Annotated in this window: 11 protein-coding genes and 4 pseudogenes; 11 read left to right on the top strand and 4 right to left on the bottom strand. The window is 32.1% G+C overall.

The window, feature by feature from the left end; genetic code table 11:
* Positions 1–156: 156 nt before the first annotated feature.
* The 4 genes and pseudogenes from CO726_RS28025 to CO726_RS28010 all read left to right on the top strand — a co-directional run.
* Positions 157–528 (top strand): annotated as a pseudogene (locus CO726_RS28025) (HAD family hydrolase); the annotation flags it as partial.
* 101 nt (positions 529–629) lie between these two features.
* Positions 630–1,235, top strand: a complete 606-nt coding sequence (locus tag CO726_RS28020; RefSeq protein WP_099686447.1) for a PRK06770 family protein — start codon at positions 630–632, stop codon at positions 1,233–1,235.
* 112 nt (positions 1,236–1,347) lie between these two features.
* Positions 1,348–1,656 (top strand): annotated as a pseudogene (locus CO726_RS28015) (carcinine hydrolase/isopenicillin-N N-acyltransferase family protein); the annotation flags it as partial.
* Between the two features lie 52 nt (positions 1,657–1,708).
* On the top strand, positions 1,709–1,915 hold the full coding sequence (locus CO726_RS28010; RefSeq protein WP_099686446.1) for a hypothetical protein: 207 nt from the start codon (positions 1,709–1,711) through the stop codon (positions 1,913–1,915).
* On the opposite strand, the pseudogene CO726_RS28005 reads toward CO726_RS28010, so the two are convergent.
* A pseudogene (locus CO726_RS28005) lies at positions 1,851–2,171 on the bottom strand (LysR family transcriptional regulator substrate-binding protein); the annotation flags it as partial. The gene CO726_RS28010 and the pseudogene CO726_RS28005 overlap by 65 nt on opposite strands.
* Before the next feature lie 14 nt (positions 2,172–2,185).
* On the opposite strand from CO726_RS28005, the gene CO726_RS28000 reads away from it, so the two are divergent.
* From CO726_RS28000 to CO726_RS27980, 5 genes are all read left to right on the top strand, one after another.
* The gene (locus CO726_RS28000; RefSeq protein ID WP_099686445.1) at positions 2,186–2,881 is read left to right on the top strand and encodes an MOSC domain-containing protein; all 696 of its coding nucleotides are present in this window, start codon (positions 2,186–2,188) and stop codon (positions 2,879–2,881) included.
* Between the two features lie 241 nt (positions 2,882–3,122).
* Positions 3,123–4,007, top strand: coding sequence for a GNAT family N-acetyltransferase (locus tag CO726_RS27995; protein ID WP_099686444.1), 885 nt, complete (start codon positions 3,123–3,125; stop codon positions 4,005–4,007).
* Positions 4,008–4,040: 33 nt separating this feature from the next.
* Entirely contained in the window at positions 4,041–4,637 is a 597-nt protein-coding gene (locus tag CO726_RS27990) for a DUF1349 domain-containing protein (protein ID WP_099686443.1), read from the top strand.
* Positions 4,638–4,858: 221 nt separating this feature from the next.
* On the top strand, positions 4,859–6,613 hold the full coding sequence (locus CO726_RS27985; protein WP_099686442.1) for an ABC transporter ATP-binding protein: 1,755 nt from the start codon (positions 4,859–4,861) through the stop codon (positions 6,611–6,613).
* A complete protein-coding gene (locus tag CO726_RS27980) occupies positions 6,606–8,402 on the top strand; it encodes an ABC transporter ATP-binding protein (protein ID WP_099686441.1) in 1,797 nt (598 codons plus the stop codon). The genes CO726_RS27985 and CO726_RS27980 overlap by 8 nt, the downstream gene beginning before the upstream one ends.
* A 108-nt stretch (positions 8,403–8,510) precedes the next feature.
* Here CO726_RS27980 and CO726_RS27975 read toward each other — a convergent pair whose 3' ends face one another.
* The gene (locus CO726_RS27975) at positions 8,511–8,762 is read right to left on the bottom strand and encodes a hypothetical protein (protein WP_099686462.1); all 252 of its coding nucleotides are present in this window, start codon (positions 8,760–8,762) and stop codon (positions 8,511–8,513) included.
* Positions 8,763–8,983: 221 nt separating this feature from the next.
* Here CO726_RS27975 and CO726_RS27970 point away from each other — a divergent pair, with 221 nt between their 5' ends.
* Positions 8,984–9,721 (top strand): N-acetylmuramoyl-L-alanine amidase, encoded by a 738-nt coding sequence (locus CO726_RS27970; protein ID WP_099686440.1) that lies wholly within the window; start codon positions 8,984–8,986, stop codon positions 9,719–9,721.
* Between the two features lie 228 nt (positions 9,722–9,949).
* Here CO726_RS27970 and CO726_RS27965 read toward each other — a convergent pair whose 3' ends face one another.
* On the bottom strand, positions 9,950–10,534 hold the full coding sequence (locus CO726_RS27965) for a LysE family transporter (RefSeq protein WP_099686439.1): 585 nt from the start codon (positions 10,532–10,534) through the stop codon (positions 9,950–9,952).
* A 57-nt stretch (positions 10,535–10,591) separates the two neighbouring features.
* Between CO726_RS27965 and CO726_RS27960 the strand changes: the two genes are divergently transcribed.
* Positions 10,592–11,206, top strand: a complete 615-nt coding sequence (locus CO726_RS27960) for a helix-turn-helix domain-containing protein (RefSeq protein ID WP_136699891.1) — start codon at positions 10,592–10,594, stop codon at positions 11,204–11,206.
* Between the two features lie 576 nt (positions 11,207–11,782).
* Here the strand turns inward: CO726_RS27960 and CO726_RS27955 are convergent.
* Positions 11,783–12,925, bottom strand: a pseudogene (locus CO726_RS27955) (IS3 family transposase).
* Positions 12,926–13,266 lie beyond the last annotated feature (341 nt).

Genomic DNA, 13,266 nt, shown 5'->3' with positions numbered 1-13,266 from the left:
GCTCAGGAAATAAAAACTATGTAATAAATGAAAATGAGACTTGAAATGGGATTGAGAAAAAAAGTAGGTAAAGATTAACTACCCGCAAAAGCTCAGTTGATTCAACAAATAATCAATATTTCGAGTTGTTATTTGTGAAAGGAGAATAAAGATACGTATGAAAAAGCTTCTAAAGCAATTATTTGTACTAAAGGCTCAATAAACAATGAATTTATTAAAGAATTGCCTGATGAATGCAGGGCAGTCATTACAGATGACGGAACATTGTGTCAAATTATGCATGCAGAAGTTTCAAAATGGAATAGTATTCAATATGTTCTACAGCACTTAAATCGAGACGTATCTGAAGTAATTGCCTTTGGGGATGACTACAATGATATGGAAATGATAGAGAAATGTGGGATTGGTGTAGCAATGAGTAATGCTGTTGAGGAATTGAAGTCAGTCGCTAAATATATTGCTAAAAGTAACGATGAGGATGGAGTTGCTATATTTCTAGAGAGTAAAAGTTATGTTTATGTTAATTAGTATGAAAAAATAAATTGTAGTAAGCTGCGAAAAAAGAGATGATACATCTGTTTTTTATAAGTAGATATTATGAATGGGATATGTGGGAGGAAACAAGCAAGATGAAAACATTCTTTAAAATAATTGGAATTATAGCTGGCATGGCGGTAATCGGAGTAGGTTTAACATATGGTATGCTGTATTATTTGAATAATAGTAAACCAGCTGCGAAAAAGGCATCACCAGCCGCTCCAGCAGTAGAAGTGTTAGCTGATAGTAATGTAAAAGCTGAAGATGCAAAGCTTTTAGAAAATGGTAATTATTCATTACCAAATAGCGGATTTAATAAAAGTTTTAAATGGACAGATGAGAACATACAGACAGCATTACATGAAATGGCACATCAAAAAACGAAAGCTGATCAAAAGTGGGGCTATATTTTTATCACACAAGAACGTATTGAAAGCTTACTTGATATTGTAAAGAGCAATGATCTTGTGCAAGGAAATACATATGCAGACATTTTAGAGAGATGGAAACAAGGTAAATATGAAAAGATTGATTCGGATCACAACAAGATTTGGAAATTACAAAGCGGGAATTTAGGTGAAGGAAAAGGAGTAATGTCAGAAGCGGAACAAAAAGAGTTAATTAATCAAGTGTTTATGCAAAAGGGTACATATTCGGGTAGTCAATTAATTGCAGGCGGGGGACAGACTAATAAATAAGATAATATTAGAAGAGAGTAAGTGCTTATTAGGCAGTTACTCTCTTTTTGCACTTTTTAGTCTTTTTCTAGTAAGGAAAGAAACGATTGTAAAACGGGTGAAATCCATCTAGATTTATGAACATTTAAATCGAAATGAACTAGTGAGTCTGGAGTCTTTAAAAGGATTAGTAGAAAAAGAGTATCCTACTGGGCTGACAGTACATAATTATGAAGAATGGTTTGGAACTTTACATTCCGTATTATTTGATTTACATGAATGCACAATGAATATTTGTTTCGGATCACCACTTTTAAATGACTGGTACTCGTTGGAGGCTGGAGAGAGTCTTCCTTTTTCTGAGGTGAATGTAAACTTCGAAAATAAAACTTATACTGATTTTTGGAGAGAAGAGAATAATAAATTGATTCCAAAGGGATAAATGGGATAAGATGGTAGTACCGAAGGGGTTATTTATACTGGAGGAATTACCGATGCTAAAAATTTTGTTAACGATTGTTCTTATCATTTTTCTAGCCGTTTCCATGTATATCGCGTATCAAAAAAGAAAAAAAGCAGAAATAAAAGGATTGAAGAGTGCATTAACTTCAATTTGTTTCTTTTCACTTATAATTTTTAATTCGTTCGCATATTGGTTTCACTTTGGCGGTATTTTGACAGTTTTATTTTCAATTGTTTAATGAATTCTTGAGTTGCAGCGCACATATATTTATCTTTGCGATAAATAAGTCCTATATCTATAGTTGGAGTAGGATTTTCTATTTTAATAGCTTGAATATTTTTATTTTGTAAAAAGTCTATATACGGTTTTGGTAATACTGTAATTCCCATTCCTTTTGAGACCATTTGGATTAAAGATTCCATCGTACTAATTTCTAAAATTGGTTTTGGTTTAAAGTTGAATTTTTGACAATGAGATGTAATTAATTCAGTTAAAAGGAGGAAATAGAATGACAAATGAATATCAATTATTATCTTTAAATATAGGATTACCAAAAGAGATTACATACGGTGGAAAGGTAATTCAAACAGGCATTAATAAAAAACAAGTAAAGGAACCAGTATTTTTATCCTTTGTAAAATTTAATGGAGATGGACAAGCGGACTTAGTTCATCATGGAGGAGTAGATAAAGCAGTTTGTGTTTATACTGGTGATCACTATCCATACTGGGAAAAAGAATTGAATCAGGCTCTTGTGTATGGAGCCTTTGGAGAAAATATAACAATTAAAGGTATGCGTGAAGAGGATGTTTGTATTGGTGATACATTTCAAATGGGAGAAGCAATTGTACAAGTAACGCAGCCAAGACAACCTTGTTTTAAATTAGCGAAGAAATATAATATCCCTAAGTTACCACTATATTTTCAAGAAACAGGATATACAGGGTTTTATTTTCGCGTATTAAAAGAAGGGTGGGTATCACCTGTTGATACGTTAAAGTTACTGAAGTTTGATCCGAAAGGTGTTACAGTAGCATTTGCTAATCGTATCATGCATAAGGAAAAACAAAATATGGAAGGGTTAAAAATGATCTTAGAAGTACAGGCGCTTTCTACTAGTTGGAGAAATACATTTGAAAAGCGAATGAGAGGAGAAGAAATGAATACGAAGGAAAGACTAGAAGGAAAAAAATATTATTTATAAATGGTGCATTTCTATTAGTAAAAACGAATTAGAAAGCACTATTTTCATATAATAAACTTATTAATATTCAAAAATCCTAATATTGATTTATTCGACTTATTTTCGAATAGTCAAAACATAAAATTAATTAGACTATTTTTTTATATTTTATGATAGTATATTGATTGGTAAGACCTATTACTTTAAGAGCAGGTTATATAACTACATCTAATTTGATGGAATTTACATATGGAGGGACAACATGGGGAATGTTGAAAATTTTGAAAAACTTCTATTAGAAGAACCGAAAAGAGAGCAGTTATTTCCTTTATTTGAAGAAGTGTTTGGGATTACAAGTCAAACATTGAAGGATTTTTCAGAGAGAGGTTATTGGGATGATACATATAAAGCTTTATCATTTTTACAAGAAGATAAAGCCATTGCAAATGTTGCAGCATTTTCACTACCATTGATAATCAATGGTGAAAGAATAAATGCAGCGGGCATTCAATCCGTAATGACACATCCTAATTTTCGTAGACAAGGACTCATGAAACAATTAATGAGTAAAATGATAGAAGAAATCGATAAGAAATGTGAATGTACATTATTGTTTACGGAAAAACCTGAACTATATGCATCATTTGGTTTTAAAGTTGTGCAGGAGTATTTGATGACTATTCCATATGATAAAAAGAATAATAATAATTCCTTACTTAGAAAGTTAGATTATTATATGGAAGATGATAGAAAGTTAATACATGAAACTATAGATAGTAGCCAAAGACTTTCAAATAATTTTTCAACATTAAACTTCCATCCTTCGTTTTATTTGAATATGTATGACTCGGAATGGAATGCGAAATTGTATTATTCAGAGAAACTAGATGCTCTAATTGTGTATGAAGTAGATAATGAAAAGTTGAAATTATATGGAGTGTTTGCACCAGTAATTCCAGTTTTAGATGAAATATGCGGGGAAATTGCTGAAAGATTTACAGAAATCGAATTTTATTTTTCTCCAGATCAATTAGGAATTGAGGATGTACAATTTACAGAATTACAGTCTACTAAGTATTTAATGGTTCGAAGTAAAAGAGAGTTGGATTTGAAAGGTTATAAATTCCCAGTATTAGTAGAATTTTAAATATGCATATAGATGCTTTATTATGGAGGAACTATGAAAATATCACATATACCAGAACATATTGAGCAACTTACTATAATGAATGCACCTGAATATTATAAGCTTAATGACAATCATGCGTTTATTGTCCGCTCGAAAGCTGAAACAGATTTTTGGCTTAAAACACATTATGGTTTTGAAGTAATGAATGGTCATGTTTTTTATACTGAGATGATGACAAACTTTCAAGCTGAAGTTCAATTGCGTATGAATCCAAATTCAAAATTCGATCAAGCAGGTCTTTTTGTTATGATTTCGGAAAAGTGTTGGTTGAAAACTTCATTAGAATATATTCCAGATGGTCCATCTCATTTAGGAGCTGTCGTAACGAATAATGGATATTCCGATTGGTCAACACAAGACTTTCCAACAGAATTAGCCACCCAACGACTTCGTTTTCGAATTGTTCGTAAACGTGGTGATTATACAATATATGTGAAAAAGAGCCATCAATGGGAACAAATAAGAATCGCTCATTTGATGGAGGATATAGGAAATAAACCTGTTAAAATAGGTTTTTACACGTGTAGTCCTTCTAAAAACAATGGATTTGAGACTGAGTTTTTAGATTTTATAATTGAAGAAATATAGATAATAAACCGTATTCTTTTCATTAAGAATGCGGTTTTTGTATTTATATAATACAAAGCACATTTATTGACCGAAAAGTCATTAATGCTTATCATTTAATAATGTTAAATATTAATTTACATAATATAATGGAAGTAATAAAAAAATAATAAATTATATGGCTTAAGTAAGGAGGGTATGAATTATTAATTGGTAATTTTATAGGAAAAAGGAGATTATGTATGAAATCATTTCGTAAATTATTACAGTATTTAAAACCATACATGTTCTTCGCTATTATTGGACCACTATTTATGGTACTTGAGGTTGCGATGGACTTAATTCAACCGACTATTATGCAACATATTATTGATGTTGGGATAGCAAATCGGGATATGCATTATGTAATAAAAATGGGGCTTCTAATGATAGGCGCAGCAGCACTCGGTTTAGTTGGAGGACTTGGGTGCATGATGTATTCTACAAAAGCAGCTGTTAATTTCGCTACAGACATACGAAAAGATGTATTTGCGAAAATAGAAACATTTTCTAGTGAAAATCGTGATTCATTTGGAACTGGGAAATTATTAACGATTGTGACAAATGATATTACTTCTATTCAATCGGCGATGACGATGACATTACGTGTTCTTGTTCGTGGTCCTTTGTTATTTATCGGAAGTATAATAATTGTTTTTGTGACAGCGCGCGAGTTATTTCCTATATTACTCGTAGTCGTTCCAATTTTATTACTTGCGATTATATTTATTGCAAGTAAAGCGAGCGGGACGTTCAAAAAGGTGCAAGAAGCATTAGATAAAGTGAATACAAAGTTACAAGAAAATTTATCTGGAGTACGTGTTATTAAAGCGTATGTAAGACAAAAATATGAAATCACTCAGTTTGGAAAAGTTAATACAAATTTAACGAAGATAAATATTCGAGCGGTGCAGCTTATTTCCATAATGATGCCAATCATTATGTTAGTCGTAAGCGCCGGGATTGTCGCAACATTATGGATTGGTGGAGAAAAAGTATTTAATGGAACTCTTCAAGTAGGAGCTATATTAGCGTTTATAAACTATTTGAATATTATTTTAATGTCACTTATGTCTATAAGTATGGTATTTATGCAGATCGCGCGAGCATTTCCGTCTGCGGACCGTGTACAGCAAGTTTTAAATACTGAGGTTGATATTATGAGCGAAACAAATGCTCTTCTACCTAAGCAAGTCGAGGGACATATTGACTTTAAAAATGTTAGCTTTAGTTACACGAAAAATAACGAATATGTATTAAAAGATATTTCATTTAGCATATGTAAAGGTGAAAAAGTAGGGATTATCGGTTCTACAGGAAGTGGTAAATCCACGTTAGCAAAACTGTTACCACGTTTATACGATGTTGACCAAGGTGAAATATGCATAGATGGAATAAATGTTAAGGCGTATGATTTACAAAAACTTCGTGCTTCAATCGGTTTTGTACCTCAAAAGGCATTGTTGTTTTCAGGTAGTATAGAAGAGAACTTACGTTATGGTAAAGAAGATGCAACGAAGGACGAACTGGAAGTAGCGGCTTCATCAGCTTGTGCAACTGAGTTTATTAACAAGCTGGAAGATTCGTATCAATATCATTTAACACAAGGTGCGACGAATTTATCGGGTGGACAAAAACAACGTGTATCAATTGCAAGAGCGCTTGTAAGAAAGCCATCTATTCTTGTATTAGATGATTCTACATCAGCAGTTGATGCTAAATCAGAATCTAACATTCAATCGGCATTAAGAACAGAATATAAAGGAACAACAACATTATTAATTGCCTCTAAAATCTCATCAATAATAGATGCTGATAAAATTCTCGTTTTAGATAACGGTGAATTAGTTGGTGATGGTACACATGAAGAACTGTTAGAACAATGTGAGGTATATCAAGAAATTTATCTTTCCCAAGGTGGTAATTTATATAAAGAAGGTGGGAAAGAACATGCGTAATTTTCAAGGGCAATTTGCTAATAAAGGTGGACGTAATGCGGCAAAGATGGGGAAAGCTAAAAATACGAAAGGAACTGTAATGAGAGTATGGAACTATATGGGGTATCAAAAGGCTGCTCTTACGTTCGTTATATTTTTAGTATTTGTTACGACGTTACTTGGGCTATTAGGTCCGTATTTAATGGGAGTAATTATAGATCAATATATTGTACCGAAAGATTTAAACGGTACGGCGAGAATGTGTTTATTACTTATCGCGATTTACGGTGTAACAGTATTGTTAACATGGTTACAAACATTCGTCATGGTTAACGTTGCATTAAAAACAATACAAAAAATACGCCAAGATATTTTTGAGAAAATCCAAACGCTTTCTTTACGGTTCTTTGATGTACGTTCCCAAGGGGATTTAATGAGCCGTGTGACAAATGATATAGATAATTTGAATCAAGCGTTGACACAAAGTGTCGTACAAATTATTTCATCAGCATTAACTTTTATAGGTGTAACGATTGCGATGTTCGCATTAGATTGGATTTTAGCAATTGTTACTTTAATTACAGTACCTATTATGTTTTTCGTTACAAAAAAACTAGTTGCTTATAGTGGTAAAAACTTTGCAAAGCGTCAAAAAGATTTAGGAGAATTAAATGGATTTATTGAGGAAGCTATAACAGGAGCGGATGTTACAACGTTATACGGGAAAGAAAAAGAAACCGTACAAAATTTCAATAAAATTAATGAACAACTAAGAATATCAGCTACGAAGGCGGATACATTTTCAGCTTTTATTTTTCCGAGTATGAACTTTATTAACAACTTAGGTATGGGACTGGTAATTGGGACTGGATCAGTAATGGTTTTAAATGGAATGACAACAGTAGGTGTTATTGCGGCTTTTATTAATTATTCTCGTCAATTCTCAAGACCACTCAGTCAATTCGCAACTTTAATGAATACGATTCAATCGGCAGTTGCTGGTGGAGAACGTGTCTTTGAAATTATGGATGAAGTACCGGAAATCAAAAATAAAAAAGATGCATTCATTGTACAAAATTTACAAGGGCACGTTGCACTCGAGAATGTTTCATTTGGCTATGAGGAAAATAAAACGATTTTAAAAGATGTGAGTCTTAAGGCGCAGCCAGGGGAGACAATTGCTTTAGTTGGTCCAACTGGATCGGGCAAAACAACAATCATTAATTTGCTAACGCGCTTTTACGATATACAGCAAGGACAAATTCATATCGATGGAAAAAATATAAAAGACTATGATATGAATTCGTTACGAAGTAAAATAGGAGTAGTTTTACAAGATACGTATTTATTTGCTGGGACGATTATGGATAATATCCGTTATGGTCGATTAGATGCTAGTGATGAAGAAGTAATCAATGCAGCTAAGGCAGCATCTGCACATTCTTTTATAAAGCATTTACCGAATCAATATGAAACAAAAATTGCTTCAGAAGGATCGAATTTAAGTCAAGGACAAAAACAACTTCTTGCGATTGCACGAGCAATTTTAGCAGATGCAGATATATTAATTCTTGATGAAGCAACTTCTAATATTGATACGAGAACAGAATTACAAATTCAAGAAGGACTAAACAATTTAATGAGAGGCCGAACAAGTTTTGTAATCGCTCATCGACTGAAAACGATTGAAAAAGCAGATCGAATCCTTGTTATAAAGGATGGAAGTATTTTGGAAAGAGGGAATCATGAATCTCTTATGGAAGATAGAGGGTTTTACTTTGATTTGTATACGAGTCAGTTTAAAATATAATAAGAACTTTGATATGGTGCGGTTTCTCTAGAAAGGAGAAACCGCATTTTTATATTTGTAAAGATAATTAGAAATATAGAGTTAAAAATTTTTTAGATACACGAATTGTTAGCAAATACTAGAAACTTCAGTGACAGATCGAAGAAATAATTTCCGTGGTATTGTAATAATCTCAAGAGCCATCTGGGCTGAATAGAGAAGTATAGGAGTTAACTCTAAAGCGTGAGTTAATAATAATATAAAGCTTGTTAAGATTGCAAAGCTCCCCAAAAAGAAACTTTTTGAAGTATTGCGGAAATCTTTTATTAAGGAAAAGAAAGAAAAAAATGCTGTAACAATTCCTAAAGAACAATAACTTATATTATAGCGTATTTTTGTATTATAATAAAAAGATTTTAAAATGAATGATAAAAAAAGTAAATGCCGCAACTTAAAGTGTTAGTTGAGGTTATTATTTTTGAGCTTTTCGTCTAAAAAAATAAATTAGCGCCCTATTTATTATTTGCAGGAACTGTACTGGATATTTGACCGGACAATAAGACGAGCTTTGAATATAGTAATAAAAAAGGGGATGTTGAACAATGGCTAGATATAGTTTACATGGTGGTCACAATAGTATTGTCCAGGGTGCGAATTATGGAAATCGGAAAGAACACATTATGGATCGCCAAGTTAAGGATGCAGTTGCTGCTAAATTAAGAGCATTAGGGCATACAGTTTATGATGATACTGATGAAGTAGGGACAACACAAGCACAAAATTTAAATAACATTGTATCAAAAACAAACTCACATGATGTAGACTTAGTAGTTTCATTTCACTTAAACTCATATGATACGAAAGCTAATGGTGTTGAAGTTCTGTACTATGACCAACAAGCTTTATCAGCAAAGATAGCAGCACAACTTTCAAAAGATATTGGCTGGTTAAATCGAGGTGCAAAGGAACGAAAAGACCTTTATGTGTTAGCAAATACGAAAGCACCTGCAATCTTAATTGAACTTGGATTTATCGATAATGAAGCAGATATGGCAAAATGGAATCCAGATAAGATTGCAAATTCAATTGTTTATGCATTAACTGGGCAATCTGGTGGGACAACTCCGCCATCCAAAAAAAATATCATTCAATCAGGAGCTTTTTCACCGTATGAAACACCTGATGTAATGGGAGCGTTAACGTCCCTAAAAATGACAGCTAATTTCATCTTACAATCTGATGGTCTAACATATTTTATCTCTGAACCAACTTCAGATGCGCAACTTAAAGGAATGACGGATTACCTTGATCGTAAAGGTTGGTGGTATGAAGTTAAGTAAAGATTTTAGTTTAGTGGAACAGAATATTTAAAAACCAATCGGCCCAAAAAAGAGGATTACTTTTAATGAGTAATCCTCTTTTTAAAATTTCTATCCCGAATGTATAAGAATAAATATAAGGGGCTCCGGCCTAAAACTAAATAAGTAATGCATGTATGTGGGAGATTCATTGGGCATCTCAGCTATATTTTTAGAACATACTATAAAAAAGAAAGTTAGAATTTGAATTTAATTGACTACAATTGAAATAGCACTGAAAACTAATAAAATGGCCATAATGATGTTAAATGATTTAGTATGCTTTAATAAAAGTTTTTGAAACATGGAACCAAATAAGCTCCAACTAAATGTACTCATTAACCCGACTACACCTAGAAATAATGAAAACAGTAGGTAAATTGAATAGGAATTGTAGTAAGGGAGAATAAAAGTTGATACTACAGTTAGTCCGAATAGTATCCCTTTAGGGTTAACAAACTGAAGAAAAATCCCCACTGTAAATAAATTTTTATTATATTTTTCATCGGGATCTGTACTAGTTTTACTAGTGAGAATTTTAAAAGCTAAATATAGCATATATGCTACACCTAAAATTTTTAAAGGGAATTCGATTATAGGTAGGATATTAATTAGTACAATATTAAAGAAACTACATAAGGAAGTGAGGATAAAAAAGCCGAAAGCTACTCCAAAGCAAAATTGCATACTCCTTTTTAAACCATGTTGATTGGCGTATGTCATAGCTAAAAAATTGTTAGGTCCGGGTGTGAAGCTACTTAGAAAAACAAATAACAAAAAAGAAAATATAGGCATTTCAAAACCCCCTAATTATTTTGTGTGTTATAATGACCGAAAAGAACAATATAACGTGTGCTTTTTATTATACATAATGGTCGTTATATTGTATATAGTGTAGGAGTGTTTCTTATGGAAGAAATTCAACTTATTCTGGCGAAAAATTTAAAGACAATACGAGAGAAGGAAAAATTAAGTTTAGAAAAAGTTTCCCAATTAACAGGTGTGAGTAAAACGATGATTGGACAAATTGAACGAGGAGAGTCAAGTCCAACATTAACAACGATATGGAAAATTGCTAATGGTTTGAAAGTGTCTTTTACTTCTTTAATCAATAATCCGCAACCGGATACGAAAATTGTTTTACGAAATGATATCCAAGTATTATCAGAAGACAATGGGAGATATAAAGTGTATCCATCTTTTCCTTTCCAAGATGATAGGAACTTTGAAATCTATACGGTTGAAATTGAAACAGAAGGAAAATTAAGTTCGGAAGGTCATAAAGAAGGGACCGAAGAATTTATAACGGTGTTTGAAGGAGAATTGACAATTGAAATAAATGATTGTCAATATAAATTAAATAGAGGGGATGCAATTCGCTTTAAGGCAGATAGGCTGCACTCTTATCATAATTCCGGAAGAACGCTAACTCGGTTAAGTATGACCATCTATTATCCAGCTGTATAAAAATATATAGAAATGTGTGTAGATAAACCATCTAAAAGAGATGGTTTTATTTTTTAAAATTCATAAAAAAAGACACTCGTTTGAGTGTCGACATAGTATTGCTCTCGCGTATAGGATTGGAGTATGTTTCTCAAAAACGTCTTGAGATGGTTCGCATATGAGAAACTATCTTCTTATTCAATGTAACATTGGCAGGGCGAAGTGTAAATTGATAATGTATATACGAAAAATTTAGTATAGATAATTTCTACTATGAATATAGTACAAAATATTTTTATTGCTTAATCACTTTCTTGAAGTTATCAAAAGATTATTAGCTTTAGGGGTGACGTAATAATTACTATTTTAGTATTTAAGATAGAGGGAAAAAATTCAGTAAATGTATTATTGTTAATTATCTGAAAGATGGGTGTTTTTACTTTTTGTATATATGCTAATGATTAATTTGTGTTTTTGTACTTAAGAGATAAACGTGGAAAAATAAAATAAACTCTTCAGTTTAGGTGTTTAATCTAAGCAGTCAACTATTAAAAACATTGGATTTGAGTCAATATTTTGGACACAAAAAAGTTAAATTTAAGCTACTCTTGTAGCCAGATTTTCTATTGCTTGAGGAGTTTTATAACCAATGCTAATATGGATTCGCTTACGATTATAAAATCCCTCAATGTATTGAAATAGCGCTAAGTTTGCTTCTTCAAACGAGATATATTTTGTACGATATACTTCTTCTTTCTTTAAAATGGCATGAAACGACTCAATACAAGCGTTGTCATATGGACAGCCTTTCTTGCTGAAAGAGGGCTTTATGTTGTAATTCGCGAGTAAGGTTTGAAATTCCTGACTTGTATATTGTGTTCCTAAATCAGTATGTAGAATAAGACCTTTTTGTGGTTTCTGTGTATAGTAAGCGTTTTTCAACGCTTTTACCACAAGGTTCGTTGTCATATTTCGTGAAAATGAATACCCAATAATTTTTTTAGAATACAAATCCATCACAGATGCTAGGTAACACCAGCCATCTTTTTGGGTGTGAATATAGGTAATATCCGCTACCCACTTTTCATTAATGGTCGTTGTAGAGAAGTCTTGTTTTAGTAGATTTATTCGCTCTTCTACAGTCGATTTTGATGAATGTGGTTTATATTTCTTTAAGATAATGGAGCGAATATTTTCTTTTTTCATAAGTCGTTGCACACGTTTTATACTTAATTGTAACCCTTGTTCCAATAGTGTTTGATGAATCTTTGGTGCACCATAACGCTCTTCGCTATCTTGATGAATTTGTTTAATTTTTTTAGTTAATTCTTTATTTTCACGACTACGCTTTGCCTCTGTTTTATGATGAGATTGGTAGTAAGAACTTCTTGCTATCCCAAGAGTTTGACACATCTTATGAACAGAATGCGTTTCCTTTTGACAATCAATAAATTGGTGTAATTCTGTATCTTTTATTTTCTCGCGAATATGGCCATAGCCTTTTTTAAAATTTCATTCTCCTCTTTTAAACGAAGCATTTCTTTTTTTCATTCGTTTTAGATCTTCTAGTGTCATTTCATCCTCATCAACTGATGTGATAGGAGAATATGCTTTAATCCATTTATAAATGGTTACTTCTGATACGCCATACTCGCTGCTTAATTCTTTTACAGATTGTCCTGAACGGTATAATTCAACTACCATTTTCTTAAACTCTTCATTAAATTTCTTGTTTGTCATACGGACACTTCCTCCTTGAAATCCATTGTAAGGACTTAACTAAGTTGTGTCCATATGACTATACTAACTCCAGGAAGGGTTATATTTTTGTGAGAAATCAATTGAGGAATTATTTTTTATTAAGTTGATATTAAGGAGAAATAAAAGTTTATGATTTATATTTTATAATCCATGGAATAAGTTACGTTTATTATTAAAATTTGTAAATTAAAAAGAGGTTGTCCCAAAAGTAGCTGAATAGTTACTTTTGGGCAACCTCTTTTTTTGCATAAAACATAAAAAAGAATCGTCCAACTTTGATATAATTAAGTCACCACAACCAAATCACCAAAAGAAAGGAA

Origin of the sequence: Bacillus fungorum (assembly GCF_002746455.1) — a bacterium.
Lineage (GTDB): Bacteria > Bacillota > Bacilli > Bacillales > Bacillaceae_G > Bacillus_A > Bacillus_A fungorum.
This window is presented reverse-complemented; position numbering and strand designations above follow the sequence as displayed.